This window comes from Streptomyces sp. NPDC040718, from assembly GCF_055593565.1.
Genome location: NZ_JBVIXO010000008.1, coordinates 1 through 21,904, shown reverse-complemented (window position 1 = coordinate 21,904; position 21,904 = coordinate 1). Strand labels below are relative to the sequence as shown.

15 protein-coding genes are annotated in these 21,904 nt (G+C 74.5%); 9 read left to right on the top strand and 6 right to left on the bottom strand.

Annotated elements, in window-relative coordinates:
* Positions 1-143: 143 nt before the first annotated feature.
* Together ACZ597_RS20770 and ACZ597_RS20765 are read left to right on the top strand one after the other, a co-directional pair.
* On the top strand, positions 144-1,052 hold the full coding sequence (locus tag ACZ597_RS20770; RefSeq protein WP_471332098.1) for a hypothetical protein: 909 nt from the start codon (positions 144-146) through the stop codon (positions 1,050-1,052).
* A gap of 57 nt (positions 1,053-1,109) precedes the next feature.
* Complete coding sequence (locus ACZ597_RS20765; RefSeq protein WP_471332095.1) at positions 1,110-5,861, top strand: hypothetical protein; 4,752 nt, start codon at positions 1,110-1,112, stop codon at positions 5,859-5,861.
* A 67-nt stretch (positions 5,862-5,928) separates the two neighbouring features.
* On the opposite strand, the gene ACZ597_RS20760 is transcribed toward ACZ597_RS20765, so the two are convergent.
* Entirely contained in the window at positions 5,929-6,351 is a 423-nt protein-coding gene (locus ACZ597_RS20760) for a hypothetical protein (RefSeq protein ID WP_471332092.1), read from the bottom strand.
* Positions 6,352-6,707: 356 nt separating this feature from the next.
* Here ACZ597_RS20760 and ACZ597_RS20755 point away from each other — a divergent pair, with 356 nt between their 5' ends.
* Genes ACZ597_RS20755 through ACZ597_RS20740 form a run of 4 tightly spaced genes read left to right on the top strand, consistent with a single transcriptional unit; the run spans position 6,708 to position 10,992 of the window.
* The gene (locus ACZ597_RS20755) at positions 6,708-9,509 is read left to right on the top strand and encodes a sensor histidine kinase (RefSeq protein ID WP_471332089.1); all 2,802 of its coding nucleotides are present in this window, start codon (positions 6,708-6,710) and stop codon (positions 9,507-9,509) included.
* Complete coding sequence (locus ACZ597_RS20750; protein WP_471332086.1) at positions 9,506-9,943, top strand: roadblock/LC7 domain-containing protein; 438 nt, start codon at positions 9,506-9,508, stop codon at positions 9,941-9,943. Before ACZ597_RS20755 ends, ACZ597_RS20750 begins: the two co-directional genes overlap by 4 nt.
* Positions 9,944-9,953: 10 nt before the next feature.
* The gene (locus tag ACZ597_RS20745; protein ID WP_471332083.1) at positions 9,954-10,385 is read left to right on the top strand and encodes a DUF742 domain-containing protein; all 432 of its coding nucleotides are present in this window, start codon (positions 9,954-9,956) and stop codon (positions 10,383-10,385) included.
* A complete protein-coding gene (locus tag ACZ597_RS20740; RefSeq protein WP_385770163.1) occupies positions 10,366-10,992 on the top strand; it encodes a GTP-binding protein in 627 nt (208 codons plus the stop codon). Before ACZ597_RS20745 ends, ACZ597_RS20740 begins: the two co-directional genes overlap by 20 nt.
* 187 nt (positions 10,993-11,179) lie before the next feature.
* On the opposite strand, the gene ACZ597_RS20735 is transcribed toward ACZ597_RS20740, so the two are convergent.
* Together ACZ597_RS20735 and ACZ597_RS20730 are read right to left on the bottom strand one after the other, a co-directional pair.
* Entirely contained in the window at positions 11,180-12,370 is a 1,191-nt protein-coding gene (locus tag ACZ597_RS20735) for a lipid-transfer protein (protein ID WP_471332080.1), read from the bottom strand.
* Entirely contained in the window at positions 12,367-12,822 is a 456-nt protein-coding gene (locus tag ACZ597_RS20730; protein WP_471332077.1) for a Zn-ribbon domain-containing OB-fold protein, read from the bottom strand. The genes ACZ597_RS20735 and ACZ597_RS20730 overlap by 4 nt, the downstream gene beginning before the upstream one ends.
* Before the next feature lie 86 nt (positions 12,823-12,908).
* Between ACZ597_RS20730 and ACZ597_RS20725 the strand changes: the two genes are divergently transcribed.
* Positions 12,909-13,430, top strand: a complete 522-nt coding sequence (locus ACZ597_RS20725; RefSeq protein WP_471332075.1) for an NUDIX domain-containing protein — start codon at positions 12,909-12,911, stop codon at positions 13,428-13,430.
* A gap of 61 nt (positions 13,431-13,491) precedes the next feature.
* Here the strand turns inward: ACZ597_RS20725 and ACZ597_RS20720 are convergent, their stop codons facing one another.
* Positions 13,492-15,891 (bottom strand): glycoside hydrolase family 31 protein, encoded by a 2,400-nt coding sequence (locus ACZ597_RS20720; RefSeq protein WP_471332072.1) that lies wholly within the window; start codon positions 15,889-15,891, stop codon positions 13,492-13,494.
* Between the two features lie 209 nt (positions 15,892-16,100).
* Here ACZ597_RS20720 and ACZ597_RS20715 point away from each other — a divergent pair, with 209 nt between their 5' ends.
* Positions 16,101-18,077: an acetoacetate--CoA ligase gene (locus ACZ597_RS20715; RefSeq protein ID WP_471332069.1), complete on the top strand. Its 1,977-nt coding sequence runs from the start codon at positions 16,101-16,103 to the stop codon at positions 18,075-18,077.
* Positions 18,078-18,134: 57 nt separating this feature from the next.
* On the top strand, positions 18,135-19,040 hold the full coding sequence (locus ACZ597_RS20710; protein WP_471332066.1) for a hypothetical protein: 906 nt from the start codon (positions 18,135-18,137) through the stop codon (positions 19,038-19,040).
* Between the two features lie 87 nt (positions 19,041-19,127).
* Here ACZ597_RS20710 and ptsP read toward each other — a convergent pair whose 3' ends face one another.
* Both ptsP and ACZ597_RS20700 read right to left on the bottom strand, forming a co-directional pair.
* Complete coding sequence (gene ptsP / locus ACZ597_RS20705) at positions 19,128-20,798, bottom strand: phosphoenolpyruvate--protein phosphotransferase (protein WP_471332063.1); 1,671 nt, start codon at positions 20,796-20,798, stop codon at positions 19,128-19,130.
* Between the two features lie 96 nt (positions 20,799-20,894).
* A complete protein-coding gene (locus ACZ597_RS20700) occupies positions 20,895-21,344 on the bottom strand; it encodes a PTS sugar transporter subunit IIA (RefSeq protein ID WP_471332060.1) in 450 nt (149 codons plus the stop codon).
* Positions 21,345-21,904 lie beyond the last annotated feature (560 nt).

The window sequence follows — 21,904 nt, the reverse complement described above, 5'->3', positions numbered from 1 at the left end:
CGGGCGACCGCCCGCGGCCACGCGGGAACCGGGGCAGGCCTCCCCGGGGCCACCCCGCCGCACACAGACCGCACCCGCACCCGGAACACCCGCACCCGGAACACCCGCACCCGGACTACCCGCACCACCGAGGAGACCCACCCGTGAGCGACCACCACGCCGAACACCCCGCGTGGAGCGAGCCCGACACCCCGTCGGCTCCCGTCGCGCCCGCCGCCGCCCCCGGAGGGTCCGTCACCCCGGCCGACGCCGCCGACGCGGCCCGGCTCGTCGGGTTCGGGCTCCAGCCCAAGCTGCTCCCCGCCCGTGACGCCGAGTACGCCGAGCTGCTGCGCCGCTACCGCGAGGACGCCGCCTTCGGGCGGCTCGCCGACGCCGTCGCCACCGGCCTCGGGCTCGTCGTCCTGGAGGTTTCCCCCCGCGCCGGGATGGCCGTCGCCGCCGGCGAGGACTCCGTCTTCGCCGTCCGCATGGGCGACTACGCCCGCCGCACCTCCGCCGACGGCGGCGACCGCTTCCTGCACGGCCTCGCCCACCTCGCCGTCGCCGCCCTCGCCTTCCCCCGGCCCGAGGACCTCGCCGACGACGGCTACATCGGCCGCATCACCGTCAACGGCGTCGACGCCTTCGTCCGCCAGACCTGCCGCCGCCTGGAGGAACGCGCCGAGGAGCTCGGCGAGAACACCGACCCGGCCTCCGACGCCCCCGGCCTGGAAGCCGCCTGGCGGGTCTACGCCCGCCGCAGCGCGACCGGCGCCACCAAGGACGCCCGCCGCCTGGCCGGCTCCACCACCGGCATCGTCGGCAAGGCCGCCGCCTTCCTCACCGAGTCCGGGTTCCTCCAGCGCACCGGGGACGAGGCCGGCGGCACCTACCGCACCACACCCCGCTACCAGCTCCAGGTCCGCGACATGGCGGGCACGGCGGCCATGGCCGAACTCCTGGAACTCGGCGTGGTCCCCGTCAGCGACGGCTCCGCCACCCTCCTGCCGCCGCCCGAGGGCGACGACCTGGAACTCGCGGCCGACGCCGGCCTGCCGTTCCACGCCTGAGCCCCACGCGCCCCGTACGTACCGAGACCCACCGAGAAACAACGAGAGCCCGCCGCCATGTACGAGCTGTCCCGGATCCGCCTCTACTCCATCGGGCCCGCCGGCGCACGCTACGCCGACACCGTGCTCGACCTGCGCGGAGTCGGCGAGCCGGTGCCCCACCCGGCGCCCACCCAGGCGGAGTTCTTCGAGGACGAGCCCACCGGACCGCCCCGGCGGCCCGCACCCGCCGGCGTGCTCTTCCTGGAGAACGGCGGCGGCAAGTCCGTGCTGCTCAAGCTGATCTTCTCGGTGATGCTGCCCGGCCACCGCAACACCCTGGGCGGCGCCAGCTCCGGCGTGCTGCGCAAGTTCCTGCTCGCCGACGACTGCGGCCACGTCGCCCTGGAATGGCAGCACACCCAGACCGGCGAGTGCGTGGTCGTCGGCAAGGTCAGCGAATGGCGCGGCCGCCAGGTCTCCAACGACCCCCGCAAGTTCGCCGAGGCCTGGTACTCCTTCCGCCCCGGCCCGGGCCTGAGCCTGGACAACCTCCCCGTCGCCGAGGCCACCTCCGTACGCCCGGCCGCCGAAGGCGCCTCCGGCGCGCAGGGCCGTCGCCGCACCATGAAGGGCTTCCGCGACGCGATCACCGAGGCCGGCAAGGCGTACCCGCACCTGGAGGTGTACTGGGAGGAGATCCACGACCGCTGGAACGAGCACCTCACCGAACTCGGACTCGACCCCGAACTCTTCCGCTACCAGCGCGAGATGAACGCCGACGAGGGCGAGGCCGCCGGCCTCTTCGCGGTCAAGAAGGACTCCGACTTCACCGACCTCCTGCTGCGGGCCGTCACCGACACCCGCGACACCGACGGCCTCGCCGACCTCGTCCACGGCTTCGGCAACAAGCTCGGCCGCCGCGCCGAGCTGATGGCCGAACGCGACTTCACCGCGGGCTCGGTGGACCTCCTCACCCGCATCGTCGAGGCGGCCGAGACCCGTTCCCGGCTGCGCGACGTCCACGCCGGCGCCGAGCGCCGCACCCGCACCCTCGCCCGGCGGCTGTCCGCCCGGGCCTCCGAGGAACGCGGCCGCGCCGCCGACCTCGCCCAGCGCGTCACCGGTGCTGCCCACGAGGTCACCGCCGCCGAGTCCCAGCGTGCCCGCAGCGCCGCCGTCTCCGCCGAACTCGCCTACCGGCACGCCTCCCTGGCCCTGACCGTCGCCGACAAGGCCGCCGCCGCCCAGCGCCGCGAGCTCCTCGAAGCCCGGACCCTGCACTCCGCCTGGCAGGCCGCCGAGACCGTGCTGCGCCACCGGGCCGCCGCCGACCGCTCCGCCCGCGTCGCCGCCGCGATCCTGGAGGCCGAACGGGACGCCGCACCCGCGCTGGCCGCCCGCGCCACCGCCGCCGCCGAGCTGGTACGGGCCCTGCACACCGCCGCCGAGCAGGGCGAACGCGCCGCCAACGAGGAGGAGGAGCGTTCCGCCGGACTCCAGTCCGTCGGCGAGACCGCCCACCGCGACGCCACCTCCGCCGCCACCGCCGCCCAGCGGGCCCGCAGCGAGGCCGAGCACCTGCGCGCCCGCCTCGCCGAGGTCGAGCAGGAGACCGCCGACGCCGTTCGCGCCGGCTGGCTCGACGACACCGCCCCCGACGCCGACCCGGCCCGCGCCGCCCTCGCGGCCAGCGACGCCGAGAAGGCGGCCGTGGCCGCCTGGGACGAGTCCCGCGAGGCCGCCCGCGGTGCCGCCGAGGCCGCCCGCGAGGCCGCCTCCGCGGAATCCCGCGCCGAACTCACCGCCGCCCGCGCGGCCGACGCCGCCGACGCCGCCGAGGCCGCCCACGCCGCGGAGCACCGCGCGGCCGAAGCCCTGGCCGCGTCCCCCCGCCTCGCGGAGCTCCTGGGCCTCCCCTCGGCCCCCGACACCTTCCTCCCGCGTCCCCGCGGCGGCGCACACCCCGGTGCGCACGCCGGTCCGGGCGCCTCCCGCGCCGCCGAAGCCGGTGGCACCGCCGCCGTCCCGGCGGGCACCGGCCCTTCCGGCGTCCGGGGCTCCGCCGCAGCCGCGGGCGCCGTGACCGCCGCCGCCCCCGGCGGCCTGAGCGTCGACGACCTCGACCGGGGCTCCGACGAACTGGTCCGGATCCTGGCCGACACCGTCGGCTCGGCCGAACGCCACCTGTTCGAGCTGCGCACCGCCGCCGCCGACGACGCCCGCATCCTCGGCGCGCTCGGCGACGGCGGACTGCTACCGCCCGGCCCCGACGTCCTCGCCACCGTCGAGTACCTCGGCGAGCACGGCATCCCGGCCCTGCCCGGCTGGCGCTACCTCGCCCAGTCCGTGGACCCCGCCGACCACGCCGCCGTCCTCGCGGCCCGCCCCGAACTCGTCGACGGCGTCGTCATCACCGACCCCGACACGCACGGCCGGGCCCGCGAGGTGCTCTCCGCAGCCGCCCTGCTGCCCCGCTCCACGGTCGCCGTCGGCACGGCCGCCGCCCTGCTGGCTCCGGTGCCGCCGGCCGACGGAACCGACGCCGTGTTCCTCGTACCGCCGAACCCGGCCATGCACGACGAGCACGCCGCCGACGAGGAACGCCACGCGCTGCGCGCCCGCGCCACCGCCCGCGACACCGAGATCCGCGAGCTGGCCGCCCGCCTCTCCGGCGACCGCGAACTCGCCGCCCGGCTCTCCTCCTGGCGCACCGGCTGCCCTCCCGGCCGCCTCGCCGAACTCGCGCAGCAGGCCGCCGCCGCCCGGTCCTTCGCCGAGGAGGCCGACGCCGAACTCGCGGAGGCCCGTACCGTACGCGCCGAGGCCGACGAGGCCGCCGCCGACGCCGCCCGCGTCCGCGACGAGCGCCAGGACGCGGCCCAGCGCGCCCGCCGTGCCGCCGACGCCCTCGCCGGCCTCGCCCACCGCCTGCGCGAGCGCTCCGGCTGGCAGGCCAAGGTCCGCGAACTCGCCGACGAGGCCGCCGAGTCCGAAGCCCGCGCCGAGGTCTGCCTGGACCGCGCCCGCGCCGCCGACGAGGACCGCCGCGCCGCCCAGCGCGCCGCCGACGACGCCCGCCGCACCGCCCGCGCCCTGCGCGCCGAACGCGCCGAGATCGCCGGAGCCCCCGAGCCCCTGCCCGAGGACGACGGCGGCTCCGACAAGCACCGGCCCCCGCTGCCCGACCTGCGCGAGGCCTACCGCACCGCCTCCCAGGTCTACGAGAAGGTCGGCGTCGGTGCCGACCTGCGCGCCGAACAGGCCCGCGCCGAGGGAGACGAGAGCGCCGCCCTCGCCGAACTCGACCGGCTCACCAACAAGGTCCGCACCCGCGCCGCCCAGCTCCTCGAAGGCACCGACGGCGCCGACGGCCCCTCCCGGCAGGCCGCCGCCGCCCGCGCGGAAGCCCTCGTGCAGATGCTGGAGTCGCGCGCCTCCACCGCGAGCGAGCAGCTCGGCCGACTGCGCGGCGAAGCCGAACGGCACGCCCCCGCCGAGGGCGAGGCGCACACCGAGCTGCCCGAGGAGCTGGTCCCGGCCGACGTCGAACAGGCCCAGGGCCTGCTGCGCACCGCCACCGCCCAGCTCGCCGCGCACTCCGCAGCCGTGGAGGCCGCCCGCGCGGCCCACGCCGACCTGCTGCGCGCCCACCGCGCCGCCGAGGACGGCGCCGGCGGCTTCGACGAGACCGCCGCCCTCCTGCGGGACCTCCTGCGCGACCACACCCACCCGGAGGACGAGCAGGAGCCGGCTGCCCACCCCGGCACGCTGGAGGAGGCCCGGCAGTCCGCCGCCGAGGCCCGCCGCTCCCTGCGCGGCTGCGCCGCCGACCTCTCCGCCGCCGAGTCCGCGGTGCGCGAGGCGAGCGACGTCCTGGTCCGGCACGCCAACGCCAACCGCTACGAGCAGGTACGCACCCCCGCGCGCCAGCAGATCCGGGAACTGCCCGCCTCCGCCCTGCCCGAGCACGCCGCCGCCTGGGCCGCCGCGTTCGCCCCGCGCCTGCGCGTGCTCACCGACGAACTCGCGCAGCTGGAGCGCAACCGCGACAGCATCGTCGACCGGCTGCGCGGCCTGGTGGAGTCCGCCCTGGCCACCCTCCGCTCCGCCCAGCGCCTCTCCCAGCTCCCCGAGGGCCTCGGCGAGTGGTCGGGCCAGGAGTTCCTGCGGATCCGTTTCGAGGAGCCCGACCAGGCCACCCTCACCGAGCGGCTCGGCGAGGTCATCGACGAGGCCACCCGCACGGCCGTGAAGAAGAACGCCGCCTTCGGCGAGGGCCGCCGCGACGGCATGTCCCTGCTCCTGCGCGGCGTCCAGGCGGCGCTGGAGCCCAAGGGCATCGCCGTGGAGATCCTCAAGCCCGACGCCGTGCTGCGCGCCGAGCGGGTCCCCGTCGGCCAGATGGGCGACGTCTTCTCCGGCGGCCAGCTGCTCACCGCCGCCATCGCCCTCTACTGCACGATGGCCGCGCTGCGCAGCAACGACCGCGGCCGCGACAAGCACCGCCACGCGGGCACGCTCTTCCTCGACAACCCGATCGGGCGTGCGAACGCCACGTACCTGCTGGAGCTCCAGCGGGCCGTCTCGGACGCCCTCGGCGTCCAGCTGCTCTACACCACGGGCCTCTTCGACACCACGGCCCTCGCCGAGTTCCCGCTGGTCATCCGGCTGCGCAACGACGCCGACCTGCGCGCGGGCCTGAAGTACATCAGCGTCGAGGAGCACCTGCGGCCGGGCCTGCCCCAGCAGTCCCCGGAGGGCGAGACGGTCCACGGCGAGATCACCGCGACCCGCATGTTCCGCCGCGCGGCCGCCGCGCAGTCCTGACACGCCCCGGACGCGGGCCGGCCACCGCTCCCGGGCGGTGGCCGGCCCGCGGTCGTTTCCGGGCAGGTCAGCGGCGCCCGGAGCGCTGGTGGACCGGCACGCCCCCGGCCAGGGGAGAGGCCGCCAGGCGGCCCTCCCGGGCCGGTATGCGGCCCCGCCAGGGCTCGCGGGCCGCGCTGCTCGGCTCCGACAGGACGCCGTACCGCTGGTTCCACATCTGCCGGGTGATCCACACGTCCAGCACCGCCCAGGTGGCCACGATCGTCCCCGCTATCCCGATCAGCACCATCGGGAAGGCCAGCCACGATCCGGTCAGCGCGAGGAAGAAGGTGATCGTGGCCTGCGTCAGCGTCACGGCCACGATCACCACCGCCCGCACCGCCGACGACCGAACCGGGTCCGGCATCCGGCGCCGCCGGGCCGGCTCCTCCACCCACAGGCCCCGCCCCGGAGCCTCCGCCGCCGTACCGTCCTCTTCGAACATCCTCATCGTCCGCTCACTCCCCGCCTCCCCTTCCCCGCCTCTTCTTCCCCGCCCCACTCCCCGCCCTGTCTGTCAGACGATCGGAACCGCCCGCGGAGTTCCGCATACCGGACCCGGAACGCAGAATTCCAGCCATCCATCCGGACAATGGAACCGAGGCCCCACCAAGTGTCATCTGCCACATATCGGGCCGGACTTGACCGGAAACATCGGACAACTGGTGATCTTCGTACGGGGGTCAGGCCGAAAACGTCCGGACACCTCTGCGAAGCCGCTCCGTGGCAGTAGTAGGCTCACGCCGTTTAAATGACGGAACACCGACCTCTGACAACGGGGTTGAGCTGGGGGAGGCTGGGGAGGCCATGCGCTTTCGCGGGAAGTCCATCCGCCGGAAGATCGTGGCGTTGCTCCTGGTGCCGCTCGTCTCCCTGACCGCCCTCTGGGGCTTCTCCACGGTCATCACCGGCCGTGAGGCAGTGCAGCTGCTCGACGTCGCGTACGTCATCAAGAAGGTCGGCTACCCGATGGAGGACGTCGTCCGCGTCGTCCAGAAGGAACGGCGGCAGACCCTCGTCGTCCTCGGCGACCCCCGCGAGGTGGCCGCCACCGCCGAACTCACCAAGAGCCGCACCGCCACGGACTCGATGGTCCGGTCCATCACCGCGAACGCCCGCGACCCCGAGGTCTCCGAGGAGCTCAGCCCGCAGGCCCGCCAGCGCCTCGGGTCGATCGTCCAGGCCCTCCAGGGCATCACCGCACTGCGCCGCTCCGTCGACCAGGGCGGGGTCAGCCCCGGCCAGGCCCTGGACCTCTACAGCCGGCTGGTCGACCCCTGCTACGAGTTCCTGATGAACCTCCACGCCCTGGAGAACGTCGAGATGGACAAGCAGGGCCGCGCCCTCGTCGGCATCACCCGCGCCCGCGAGACCCTCTCCCGCGAGGACGCGGTCATCGCCTCCGCCCTCGCCGCCGGCAACGTCCCCGCCGGCGACCTGCGCCGCGTCTCCGACTTCGCCGCCAACCGCGGCCTGCTGTACGAGTTCAACCTCGCGATCATGCCGCCCGACGACCGCAAGCTCTTCGAGCAGTACTGGAACGGCGCGCAGACCAAGCCGCTGCGCGACGCGGAGGAACGGTTCATCACCGGCGGCGCCGGCAAGAACCCGCGCGTCACCGCCGCCCAGTGGGACGAGGCCGCGAACAAGGTCCTCGGCGACCTCGCCACCATGGGCACCGCCGCCGGCGACCGCTACCAGAAGCGCGTGGAGCCGGTCGCCATCGGCGTCCTCGTCCAGGCCGCCGTGGCCGGAGTCCTCGGCTTCATCGCCCTCGTCGTCTCCCTGGTGATGTCCGTCCGCATCGGACGCGACCTCATCCGCGACCTGTCCCGGCTCCGCAAGGAGGCCCACGAGGCCTCCGGCGTCCGGCTGCCCAGCGTGATGCGCCGCCTCGCCGCCGGCGAGACCGTCGACGTCGAGACCGAGGCGCCCCGCCTGGAGTTCGAGAAGGACGAGGTCGGCCAGGTCGGCCTCGCCCTCAACAGCCTCCAGCGTGCCGCCGTGGAGGCCGCCGTCAAGCAGGCGGAGCTGCGCCGCGGCGTTTCCGAGGTGTTCGTGAACCTGGCCCGCCGCAACCAGGTGCTGCTGCACCGCCAGCTCACCCTGCTCGACACCATGGAACGGCGCACCGAGGACACCGAGGAACTCGCCGACCTGTTCCGCCTCGACCACATGACCACCCGCATGCGCCGCCACGCCGAAGGCCTGGTGATCCTCTCCGGCGCCGCGCCCTCCCGCCAGTGGCGCAAGCCCGTCCAGCTGATGGACGTCGTACGGGCCGCCGTGGCCGAGGTCGAGGACTACGAGCGCATCGAGGTGCGGCGCCTGCCCCGCATCGGCATCGAGGGCCCGGCCGTCGCCGACGTCACCCACCTCGTCGCCGAACTCCTGGAGAACGCCACGGTGTTCTCACCCCCGCACACCGCCGTCCAGGTCCACGGCGAACGCGTCGCCAACGGCTTCACCCTGGAGATCCACGACCGCGGCCTCGGCATGAACCCGGAGGCGCTGCTCGACGCCAACCTCCGGCTCGCCGAGACCCCCGAGTTCGAGCTCTCCGACACCGACCGCCTGGGCCTCTTCGTGGTCAGCCGCCTCGCGCGCCGCCACAACGTCAAGGTCGTCCTCCAGCCCAGCCCCTACGGCGGCACCACCGCGGTGGTCTTCCTCCCCGCCGACCTCCTCACCGAGGCCCCCGACACCAACGGCACCGGTATCCGCCTCGACGCCGTGAAGGGCGTCAGGGGGGTCAGGACCGGCCCGGGCGCCAAGAGTTCCGCGCGGCCCGGCCCGACCGCCATCGACCGGGCCCCGTCGGCCCGCCCGCTGCCCACCGGCGTGCTCAACGGCCCGGTCGAGCTGGAGGGCCCCATCGGCCTCCTCGGGCTGGACGGCCTCGACGACCCCGCCGGGCTCGACGAGATCGCCACCGGCATCGCCGGCCTCACCGGCGTGGGCGGCCGCCCGCCCATGGCCACCCTCGACGACGAGACCCCGCCCGGCGGCATCCCGCGCAGCGCCCTCCTCGGCACCGGCTCCGCCGACCGGCCCCTCAACGGCGGCCACCCGCACGGCACGGGCCACGCGGAGCGCGGCCCCTGGAAGCGCGACCGAGACCGCGGGCGGGAGCCCCTGGCCCCCACCGGCCCGGTCCGCTCGGAGCGCCCCCGCCCGGAGCCCGCGCACCCCGACGGCCCCCGCGCCGGCGGAGCCGTCCCGCTGCCCCGGCGGCGCCCCACGCCCACCCTGGTCGCCGAGCACGGCCGCCGGGTGGAGCCCCGCCCGGCCGCGGTGAAGGCGGCCCCCGCGCAGCCCCGTACGGGCTCCGACGACCCCGCCCCCGCGCCCGGACCCGGCGGCCTGCCCCGCCGCGTCCGCCAGGCCAACCTCGCACCCCAGCTCAAGAACGCCCCGGCTCCCGCCGCGGCGCAGTCCCCCGAGGACCCGGTGACCGACCGGGACGCGGAGGACGTACGCACGCGCATGTCCGCCCTCCAGCGAGGCTGGACGGCGGGCCGCGACCAGTACGCACAGCAGCAGTCCGAGACCGAGGCCGGCCGCTCCGGCGCCGGTCCCGCGCACGAGAACGAAGGGGACGGTCGATGACCGCACCGCAGACCGGAAACGACACCAGGGGCCGCGGCTCCGGCCCGCTCAACTGGCTCCTCGACGAACTCGTCGACAAGGTCGGCAGCATCCGCAAGGCGGTCGTCCTCTCCGGCGACGGCCTGCCCACGGGCAGCTCCAATGACCTGACCCGCGAGGACAGCGAGCACCTGGCCGCCGTGGCCTCCGGCTTCCACAGCCTGGCCAAGGGCGTCGGCCGGCACTTCGACTCCGGGCGGGTCCGGCAGACCGTCGTCGAGCTCGACGAGGCCTTCCTCTTCGTCATGGCCGCGGGCGACGGCAGCTGCCTGGCCGTGCTCTCCGACTCCGACTCCGACGTCGGCCAGGTCGCGTACGAGATGACGCTCATGGTCAAGCGCGTAGGCGACCACCTGGCGACCGCCCCGCGCTCCGGGCAGCCAGCCGGAGGGTGAGACGGACGGCATGAGCGATCCAGGCCAGGACCACCCCCCGACCGACCGTCCGACGCCCGAGACCGGCCACTCGCACTGGTTCGACGACGACGCGGGTCCCGTCGTACGCCCGTACGCCATGACCCGCGGCCGGACCAGCCACGCCGCCCAGCACCGCCTCGACCTGATCGCGCTCGTCGTCGCCGAGGCGGCGGCCGACGATCCGGTCTGGGACATGACACTCTCCCCGGAACACGCCCACATCCTCGGGCTGTGCCGGGAACGCCCCCAGTCGGTGGCGGAACTCGCCGCGGAACTCGACCTCGCCATCGGCGTCGTCCGGGTCCTGATCGGCGACCTCGTCGACGAGGAGCTGGTCCACGTGACCAGGCCGGTCCCGCCGGCCGAACTGCCCGATGAATCCATTCTCCGTGAGGTGATCGATGGCCTTCGGGCGCTCTAGCCGCACCGGCGCGATGCACGCTGTCTCGCCGGTCGAGCCGCTGACCCTGAAGATCCTGGTCGCCGGCGGCTTCGGGGTGGGCAAGACCACCCTGGTCAGCGCGGTCAGTGAGATCCGTCCGCTGCGGACCGAGGAACGGCTGTCCGAACCGGGCGTCGGCATCGACGACACCGGGGGAGTGGAGGGCAAGAGCACCACGACCGTGGCCATGGACTTCGGCCGCATCACCCTCCGCGAGGACCTGGTGCTGTACCTCTTCGGCACGCCCGGACAGGACCGCTTCTGGTTCCTGTGGGACGAACTGGCACAGGGCGCCCTGGGCGCCGTGGTGCTGGCCGACACCCGCCGGCTCGCCGACTGCTTCGCAGCCATCGACTACTTCGAACGGCGCGGCATCCCCTTCCTCGTCGCGGTCAACTGCTTCGACGGGGCCGACCGCCACCCGGTGGTGACCGTGCGCGACGCGCTCGACCTCGACCCCGAGGTACCGGTGCTGCTCTGCGACGCCCGGGACCGGGAGTCCGTCAAGGACGTGCTGGTGGGGGTCGTGGAGCACGCGATGTCGCTCGCGCGGGCACGCCGCGCGAGCCTGAGCGCCTCCTCCTGAGCGCTTTCAGAGCGCCTCCCGGGAATGCCCCCCGCGTGGAGGCGGCCCGTACCCCCGCCGACTGGGGTACGGGCCGCAGCTCTCATGGGGGGTCGCGGGGTCCCCGTCGCCGCGGGACCGTGGAGCGAGTGTGAACCCGCCGCCCCGGGCCGTCAAGCACCCTGACGGCAGCACTTGTCCGCGGCGCTCACCGCACCGCGACCACCGCCGACCCGTGCCCGAAGAGCCCCTGGTTGGCGGTGATCCCGGCCCGCGCCCCCGGCACCTGACGGGCGCCGGCCGTACCCCGCAGCTGCCAGGTCAGCTCGCACACCTGGGCGATGGCCTGCGCCGGCACCGCCTCCCCGAAGGAGGCCAGCCCGCCGCTCGCGTTCACCGGCACCCGCCCGCCGAGCGCCGTCGCGCCCTCCCGTACGAGCTTGGCCCCCTCGCCCTCACCGCACAGCCCGATGTCCTCGTACCACTCCAGCTCCAGCGCGGTGGACAGGTCGTACACCTCGGCCAGCGAGAGGTCCTCCGGCCCCAGCCCCGCCTCCTCGTACGCCGCCCGGGCGATCGAGGCCCGGAAGGAGCCGGCCGCGGGCTCCACGCCGGCCGCCGAGTCGGTCGCTATGTCCGGCAGGTCCAGCACCGTACGCGGATACACGGGCGTCACCGTCGACACCGCCCGGATCCGCACCGGGTCGGCCACCCCGCGCGCCCGCGCGAAGTCCATGCTGCTCAGCACCAGCGCCGCGCCCCCGTCGGAGGTCGCGCAGATGTCCAGCAGCCGCAGCGGATCGGCCACCACCGCCGAGGCCGCCACCTCCTCGGCGGAGACCGCCTTGCGGTAGCGGGCGTTCGGGTTGTGCGCCCCGGCCGCCGAGTTCTTCACCTTGACCAGCGCGAAGTCCTCGGCGGTGTCCCCGTGCAGGGCCATCCTGCGGCGGGCGTACAGCGCGAAGTAGGCGGGATTGGTCGCACCCAGGATCCGGAACCGCAGCCAGTCGGGATCGTCCGGCCGGTCACCGCCCGCCGGGGCGAAGAACCCCTTCGGCGCGGCGTCGGCGCCGACGACCAGCACCACGTCCGCCAGCCCGGCGAGGATCTGCGCCCGTGCCGCCCCGATGGCCTGGGCCCCCGAGGCGCAGGCCGCGTACACGCTCGTGACCCGGGCCCCCTGCCAGCCGAGCGCCCGCGCGAAGGTGGCCCCGGCGACGTAGCCCGGGTAGCCCCCGCGCACGGTGTCGGCGCCGACCACTGACTGCACGTCCGTCCACTCCAGCCCGGCGTCGGCGAGCGCGGCGACGGCGGCGGCCCGCCCGTACTCGACGAAGCTGCGGCCCCACTTGCCCCAGGGGTGCATGCCCGCCCCCAGCACGGCCACGTCCCCGCTCACCGCGCCCCCTCCACCGGCTTGAACCGCCAGGTGGTCCACACGGTCCCGGCGTCCTCCTCCAGCACCCCGCCGACCACCTCCACCTCCATGCCGACCGCCAGGTCCGCCACCGTCACCCCGGGCGCGGCCTGCCCGAGCACGACCATCCGCTCGGCCTCCAGCTCCACCGCGACCAGGGTGTACGGCTCCCAGGGCGCGTCCGGATCGGACGCGTACGGGGCCGGCGGCCGGTAGCGCCCGTCGGTGTATGACCAGACCCGGCCGCGCGGGGACAGCGGTACCTCGGCGAGCCCGCCGCCGCCGGGGCAGTGCGGATTGCGGCAGTGGGCGTCCTCGCGCGGGAAGAACACCGAGGCGCAGGCGGAGCACCGGGTGCCGAGCAGGCGGAAGCCGCCCCCGCCGTCCGTACCGGTGAACCACCCGCCGACCACGGGTGTGCGTGTGCGTTCCAAGACCCCTCCCGGAAGCGTGACCTGACGAAGCGTCAGGATTCTGCCACGGGCCGCCCCACCACGACAGGGGCCGGTACCATCGCCGCATGCCGGCACAGCTGAGGGACTCGCACTGCTCCACCTGCGGAGCCACGTTCGGCACGGCCGAGTGGCCCCGCAAGTGCGCCGCGTGCGGCGCCGTCGCCTACCGCAACCCGCTCCCGGTGGCCGTGGCCCTCCTCCCGGTGGAGGACGCGGCCGGCACCGGCCTCGTGGTCATCACCCGCACCATCGAACCGGCCCTCGGAGGCATCGCGCTGCCCGGCGGGTTCATGGACTTCGGCGAGGACTGGCGCACGGCCGTGGTCCGCGAACTCCGCGAGGAGACCGGCATCGAAGCCCCCGCCTCCGACGTGGCCCTCGCCGACGTCCTCAGCTCCCCGGGAGGCCACATCCTCGTCTTCGGCCTCCTCCCGCCCCGCCCGGTCTCGGCCCTCCCGCCCTCGGCCGCCACGGACGAGACGACGGGCTGGCACCTCCTCCACACCCCGGCGGAACTCGCCTTCCCGCTCCACACGCAGGCCGCCGCCTCCTGGTTCGCGGGCCGCTACGCGCCGGCGGGGCAGTGACGGTCCGCTGACGGCGGCACCCCCTGCACCGGCAGCTCCACCACCGGCGGGGCCGGCGGACCTACACCCCCAGCCCCCGCACCTCCACCCCGCTCACCACACCCCCCGCCTCGTCCTCGACCACCACCGCCCCGCCGGCCCACCGCACCGTGTACCGCTCCACCTCGCCCGCCTCGAACCCCGGCCCCGGATCCCGGACCACCACCCCGCCCCCGGTCCGCCCCCGTGCCGGGGCCCACGCCTCCAGGCCCACCGACCCGTCGCCCCGCCGCACCGGCAGCACCGCCCCCGCCCGCGCCAGCACCGGCATCCGCCCCGGCGGCGCCTCGAACAGCACCTGCCCGGGCCCCTCGTACGCCGCCTCCGTGGCCGTGTCGTACCAGCGCCCCCGCGGCAGCCGCACCGCCCGCCGGTCCGCCCCGCACTCCAGCACCGGCGCCACCAGCAGCGCGTCCCCCAGCAGGAACGCGTCCTCGCAGTCCCGCAGCCGCCGGTCCTCCGGCGCACCCCACCACACCGGCCGCACGTACGGCGCCCCCGTCCGCCGCGCCAGATGCCCCAGCGTCACGAAGTACGGCCGCAGCCGCTCCCGCTCCGCCAGCACCGCCCCCGCCAGCTCCGCCACCTCCGGCCCGAACTCCCACGGCTCCCGCCGCCCCGCCCAGATCGCCGAATGCGTCCGGAACAACGGCAGGTACGCCCCCAGCTGGAACCACCGCAGGTACAGCTCCGGCGACGGCGACCCCCCGAACCCCCCGACGTCCGGACCCGAGTACGGCACCCCGCACAGCCCGAGCCCCAGCACCAGGGCCAGCGACGCCCGCAGCCCCTCCCAGCTGCTCTCCACGTCCCCCGACCACGTGCCCCCGTACCGCTGCATCCCCGCCCACCCCGACCGGGAGAACAGGAACGGCCGCTCGGCCGGCCGCAGCCGCACCAGCCCCTCCCACCCGGCCCGCGCCATCATCAGCCCGTACACGTTGTGCCCGGCCCGGTGGTCCCCGCCCGCGCCCTCCAGGGCGTGCCGCGCCGACCGGGGCAGCGTCGCGTCACCCCACGGCGCGAAGGACACCGGCTCGTTCATGTCGTGCCAGAACCCCGCGAAGCCCTGCGCCAGCCGCTCCTCGTACAGCCCGCCCCACCACTCCCGCGCCGCCGGATCCGTGAAGTCCGGGTACGCGCACTCACCCGGCCAGACCTCCCCGCGCACCTCCCGGCCCCGCGCGTCCCTTACGAACGCCCCGCGCGCCCCCACCGCCCGGCCCGAGGCGTGCACCGCGTCCCCCGCCTTCACCGCCGGGTCGACGATCGACACCAGCCGCACCCCGCGCGCCCCCACCTCCCGGGCCAGCCCCGGCAGATCGGGGAACGCCTCCCGGTCCACCGTGAACACCCGGTGCCCGTCGTAGTGGTCGATGTCCAGGTGCACGGCCGACAGCGCCAGCCCCCGCTCCACGTACCCGGCCACCACCCGCCGCACCTCGGCCTCGCTGCCGAAACCCCACCGCGCGTGCTGGTACCCCAGCGCCCACTCCGGCGGCACCGCTGCCGCCCCCGTCAGCCCCGACCAGCCCTGCATCACCCGCGCCGGCGTCCCCACCAGCACCCAGCACCTCGGCGGCCCGCCCTCCATCCGCAGCTCGCTCGTCCCCGGCCGGTCCGCGCCCGAACCGGCCCCCTCCTCGCCCTCGCGCAGCACGACCCGCCCCTCCCAGGGGTTGTCGTAGAAGGCCAGGTGCGTCCCCGCGTCCGCCACCACCACCTGCACCGGCATGGTGATGTACAGCGGGTCCGTGTCCGGCCCGAACCCGCCCTTGGGATCGGTGTTCCACAGCCGGTACTCCCCGTCCCGCAGCCGCGGCCCCCGCGCCCGCCCGCCCAGCCCGAAGAACCGCGCATCCGCCGGCACCTCCGACCGCTGCAGCCACCGCGAGCCGTCCCCGGCCGCCACCGGGCCGTCGCCGTCATCCTCGCCGTCGCCCCCGCCGTCCGTCCCCCCGACCGGATCCCACCAGCGCGGCGGCAGCTCCCGCCGCAGCACCGCCCCGCCCGGCGTCCGCACCTCCACCGCCCCGTGCCGGGACACCGCCACCATCACCCGCTCGGACACCACCCGCCAGCCACCCCCGGTGTCCGGCTCCAGCACCGCCCGCGGATCCGGCTCGGGGCCACCGCCCACCACCGCGTACGAGGGCGCCGGCTCCGCCCCGTCCCAGCCCCAGAACACCGCACCCCCCACGGTCACCCGCACCAGCAGCTCACTGCGCGCGAACCGCAGCACACCACCGCCCGGCCGGGCCTCCGTACCCGCCAGCAGCCCCGGCACCCGCGCCCGCTCCGCGCCCCGGCGCGGGAGCCCCTCGGCGTCCGCACGCCGGTGGCGCCACGCCGAGCGCCAGGCCCGCCGCCCGCGCGCCGTACCGATCTCTTTCACCGCACGCACCAGATCACGACCGTCCATGCCGGTCACCATGCCACCGGCCCCCCACCGCGCGGGCGGCGTTCAGCTGCCGTTCACCCGGAAAACGATCAACCCGCGCGGCCCAGGACAGCTCTGGTGCGGATGTCGATCACGTGGCATGGTCCCTGTGAGCCGCCGCGCACACCGACGCCGCGACGGCGCCGTACGCACACGAAGCGCGAGAGCCAGACTTGACCGGGAGCCGACCCATGACCTCTGCCACCCAGCCGGAACCCCTCTGGTCCCCGAGCCCCGACAGGATCGCCGGGGCCCAGGTCACCCGCTTCCAGGCCTGGGCGGCCGAACGCTTCGGCGCCCCCGCCGACGGCGGCTACCCGGCCCTCCAGCGCTGGTCCGTCGACGAGCTCGACACCTTCTGGCAGGCCGTCGCCGAGTGGTTCGAGGTCCGCTTCACCACCCCCTACCAGGAAGTCCTCGCCGACCGCGCCATGCCCGGCGCACGCTGGTTCACCGGCTCCGCCCTCAACTACGCGGAGCACGCCCTGCGCGCCGCCGAGGACCCCGCCCGCGCCGGGGACCCCGCACTGCTCCACGTCGACGAGACCCACGAGCCCACCCCCCTCACCTGGGCCGAGCTCCGCCGCCAGGTGGGCTCGCTCGCCGCCGAACTGCGCGCCCTCGGCGTCCGCCCCGGCGACCGGGTCAGCGGCTACCTCCCCAACATCCCCGAAGCGGTCGTGGCCTTCCTCGCCACCGCCGCCGTCGGCGGGGTCTGGACCTCCTGCGCCCCCGACTTCGGCGCCCGCAGCGTCCTAGACCGCTTCGAACAGGTCGAACCCGTCGTCCTGTTCACCATCGACGGCTACCGCTACGGCGGCAAGGAGCACGACCGCCGCGAGACCGTCGCCGAACTCCGCGAAGGACTCCCCTCCCTGCGGGCCGTCGTCCACATCCCGCTCCTGGGCACCGAAGCCCCCGAAGGCACCCGCGCCTGGGCGGACCTGACCTCCGGCACGCAGGAGCCGGTCTTCGAGCCGGTCCCCTTCGACCACCCGCTGTGGATCCTCTACTCCTCCGGCACCACCGGCGCGCCCAAGGCCATCGTCCAGTCCCAGGGCGGGATCCTCCTCGAACACCTCAAGCAGCTCGGCCTGCACTGCGACCTCGGACCCGAGGACCGGTTCTTCTGGTACACCTCCACCGGCTGGATGATGTGGAACTTCCTCGTCTCCGGCCTGCTCACCGGCACCACCGTCGTCCTCTACGACGGCAGCCCCGGGTACCCCGACACCGGCGCCCAGTGGCGGATCGCCGAGCGCACCGGGGCCACCCTCTACGGCACCTCCGCCGCCTACGTGATGGCCTGCAAGAAGGCCGAGGTCCACCCGTCCCGCGACTTCGACCTCTCCGCCGTCAAGTGCGTGGCCACCACCGGCTCCCCGCTGCCTCCCGACGGCTTCCGCTGGCTCCACGAGGAGGTCGCCGAAGACCTGTGGATCGCCTCCGTCAGCGGCGGCACCGACGTGTGCAGCTGCTTCGCCGGAGCCGTCCCGACCCTCCCCGTCCACATCGGCGAACTCCAGGCCGCCTGCCTCGGCACGGACCTCCAGTCCTGGGACCCGGCCGGCAAGCCCCTCACCGGAGAGGTCGGCGAACTCGTCGTCACCGCCCCCATGCCCTCCATGCCGATCCACTTCTGGAACGACCCCGACGGCAGCCGCTACCGTGACAGCTACTTCGAGATGTTCCCCGGCGTCTGGCGCCACGGGGACTGGATCACGATCACCGACCACGGCTCCGTCGTCATCCACGGCCGCTCCGACTCCACCCTCAACCGGCAGGGCGTCCGGATGGGCTCCGCCGACATCTACGAAGTCGTCGAACGCCTCCCCGAGATCAAGGAATCCCTGGTCATCGGCCTGGAAGAGCCCAACGGCGGCTACTGGATGCCGCTCTTCGTCCACCTCGCCCCCGGCGCCGTCCTCGACGAGGCCCTGCGCAAGAAGATCGCCGCCACCATCCGCGAGCAGCTCTCCCCGCGCCACGTCCCCGACGAGGTCATCGAGATCCCGGCCGTCCCGCACACCCTGACCGGCAAGCGCATCGAGGTCCCGGTCAAGCGGCTCCTCCAGGGCACCCCCATGGCCAAGGCGGTCAACCCCGGCTCCGTGGACAACCCGGAGCTGCTCGCCTTCTACGAGGAGCTCGGCCGCACCCGGGGGTGACTGTCAGTGGCAGTGGTTACCGTGAGTGAGCAAATGATCGCACGCTCAGGGGGAACCATGAACGCCACACCCGACACACCAACCACCACCGCGACCGCCTCGCTGCGCCGCGAGGTCCCCAGCACCGTCGGCCTCATCACCGACCCGGGGGACTTCGCGGCCATGCGGGACTACCGCACCTTCGCCTTCGACCACCGGGACGAATACCCCGACTACCTCCGCCGGATCGACGCCCTGCTGCGCTCGCTCGCCGCCCAGGGCATCCACACCACCGTCGCCCTCTTCGACCCGGAGGAGTACGCCGGCTACTGCGAGGAACACGGCCTCGACCCGGACAGCGTCCGCACCCGCACCCGCTTCACCGCCGAACTCGCCGGCGGCCCGACCCTGCCCTACGCGGGCCAGCCCGTCGAGGAACTCGTACCGCTCCTCGTCGACGAAGCCGCACGGCAGTCCACCTGGGAGTACGCCACCGAACTCCTCGCCGGCGCCGGCGCCTGCGCGGACTGCGGCGAGGACATCGGCAAGGCCTCCTTCGAGCGCGCCGCCGACATGCTCGAACGCCTCGTCGCCGGAGCCGGACCCGGCCACCACCACCTGGTGTGCAGCGTCCCCGCCGAGGAAGAGCAGCTCATCGCGGTCCTGCACGCCGAAGCGGCCGACGGGCCGGGCACCCGGCCCCGCGTCCAGGGCCGCGAGGGCCTCGACTTCGTGACCGTCCTGGCCGCCGGCCTCGCCCTCGGCGGCACCGGGGGACTGGTACTGCGCAGCACCACCGAGGGCTTCCGCGACCGGGTCCACGGCTGGCGCCTGGACCGCGGCCGCCTCGTCGCCCTCACCGCCGCGGCCGTGTTCGACGCCTACTGCACGGACGCCGACACCGGCGACCCCGTGGCCCCCGAGCCCGGCGTCGAGTACTGCCCCGGCTACGAGGTGGACGTCCCCGGCCCGCACCGCGAGTAGCCCGCCGGCCGGACCAGCACCCGGACACGCCCGAGGGGCCCCCGCCAACGGCGAAGGCCCCTCGGAACCGACAACGCGTACCGCCCGCTACTCGCCGGACAGCACCGCCTGCGCGGCCACCCGCGCCTCCTCGGCACTGTCCGCGGCGCGCGCGGCGGCGGCCGCACGCTCGCACTGCGCGAGGGTGTACTTGGCGAGCGTCGCCCGCACGTACGGGATCGAAGCGGCACCCATCGACAGGGAGGTGACACCCAGACCCGTCAGCACACAGGCCAGCAGCGGATCCGAAGCGGCCTCACCACAGACACCACAGCTCTTGCCCTCCGCCCTGGCGGCCTCGGCCGACATGGCGATCAGGTCGAGCAGCGCCGGCTGCCACGGGTCCTGGAGCCGCGACACCGCACCCACCTGCCGGTCGGCGGCGAAGGCGTACTGCGCGAGGTCGTTCGTCCCCAGCGACAGGAACTCCACCTCCTGGAGGATCGAGCGCGCCCGCAGCGCGGCGGACGGGATCTCCACCATCGCGCCGAACTTCGCCACCAGACCGGCCTCGCGGCACGCGTCCGCGAACGCCTTCGCGTCCTGGCGGTCGGCCACCATCGGGGCCATGACCTCCAGGTAGACCGGCAGCCCCTCGGCCGCCTTGGCCAGCGCGGTCAGCTGCGTGCGCAGCACCTCCGGGTGGTCCAGCAGCGTGCGCAGACCGCGCACGCCCAGCGCCGGGTTCGGCTCGTCCGCAGGGGTCAGGAAGTCCAGCGGCTTGTCGGCGCCGGCGTCCAGCACCCGCACGACGACGCGCCCCTCGGGGAACGCCTCCAGAACCTTGCGGTACGACTCGATCTGCTTCTCCTCGGACGGAGCCTTCCTGCTGTCGTCCAGGAACAGGAACTCCGTCCGGAACAGACCCACGCCCTCGGCCCCGGCCTCGACCGCGGCCGGCACGTCCGCCGGCCCGCCGACGTTGGCCAGCAGCGGCACCTTGTGCCCGTCGGAGGTCGCACCGGGACCGGAGGAGGCGGCCAGCGCCGCCTTCCGCTCGGCGGCCGCGGCCTCCAGCTCGGCCCGCTTCTCCGCCGTGGGCTCCACGAACACGTCACCGGTGCTGCCGTCGACGGCGATGACCGTGCCCTCGGCGATCTCACCCGCACCCGGCAGCGCCACGATCGCCGGCACGCCCAGCGCCCGCGCGAGGATCGCGCTGTGGCTGGTCGGCCCGCCCTCCTCGGTCACGAAACCGAGCACCAGCGCCGGGTCCAGTAGCGCGGTGTCGGCGGGAGCCAGGTCCCGCGCGATGAGCACGTACGGCTCGTCACTGTCCGGCACGCCCGGCATCGGCACGCCCAGCAGACGGGCCACGATCCGGTTCCGTACGTCGTCCAGGTCGGCCACCCGCCCGGCCATGTACTCGCCCGCCCCCGCGAGCAGGTCGCGGTAAGAGGCGAACGCGTCGTAGACGGCGCGCTCGGCGGTGCTGCCGACGACGATCCGCCGGTCGACGTCCGACATCAGCTCGGGGTCCGTGGCGATCATCGCCTGGGCCTCGAGCACGTGCTGGGCCTCGCCGCCGGCCAGCTGGCCGCGTGCGATCAGGTCGGCCGACACGGCCTCCACGGCCTGACGGGCGCGCCCCTGTTCGCGCTCCGCCTCGTCCGCGGCGATCTGCTTCGCGGGCGGTTCGAGCACGGCCGTACCCATGTGCCGAACCTCGCCGATCGCCACACCGTGGCTCACGCCGACGCCTCGCAGCGTTGTCTCCATTTCACCCGTCTCCGATTGAGCGGCGGCTCCTGCCGCCGCGATGGATATCCGACTCCGGCCCCGCGTCCGCGTCCTCCGCATGTGCGGGCGGCCGGCTCAACGCCAGCTGAAGAGCACGTCCCCGGCCTTGACGTCCCCGTCCTCGTTGAGGTCCCCGAGGGAATCGGCGGTGGCTTCGAGGGCGACGACCGGGCAGATCGGCGACTTGCCGGCCTCTTCCACGGCCTGCGGGTTCCAGCGGATGACGGCCTGGCCGCGGGTGACGGTGTCGCCCTTGTTGACGAGCAGCTCGAAGCCCTCGCCGTTGAGCTGGACGGTGTCGATACCGAGGTGGGTCAGAACGCCGTGGCCTTCGGCGTCGACGACCACGTACGCGTGCGGGTGCAGGGAGACGACCACACCGTCGACCGGGGACACCGCCTCCGAGGGCTCGCGCACGGGGTCGATGGCGGTGCCCGGTCCCACCATCGCGCCGGAGAACACCGGGTCGGGCACTGCCGCGAGCCCGATGGCACGTCCGGCAAGCGGGGACGTCACGTTGGTCATGGGGGCCTCCCAGGGGTGGGGCTTCGTCGTGCCGCCGTCACTGCCTGTCGCGGACGGCGTACTCGTCTGAAGGATATTGCACGGGTTGTACGGGTTCGCCCGATGTTGGTTCCGATCCGGGCTGGCCCTTGGACACGGAGACTAGTGGACTAGACCGGTGGACTAGACCATACGCGTGAATCGATTTGCCTGTGTCCCACGGGAGCTGTACTGTCGTGACTCCCGCCAGGACGTGCCGCGTGAACATCTCGCGAACAGTCGGTGGCCGGGACTCCTCCTCAATCAGTGATCGTCCCGATCTCCGCTTGATCTCTTTCCGCATGCCTTCACGGCAAAACGGCGAGTGGTCGGAGAGAAGGAAAAGCACTGATAGAGTCGGAACCGCCGGAAAGGGAAAGCGCGAAAGCGCAGGACCTCGAAAGCGCCGAGGAAATCGGACACGAAAGAGTCTGATAGAGTCGGAAACGCAAGAACGAAAGCCCGGAGGAAAGCCCGAGAGGGTGAGTACAAAGGAAGCGTCCGTTCCTTGAGAACTCAACAGCGTGCCAAAAATCAACGCC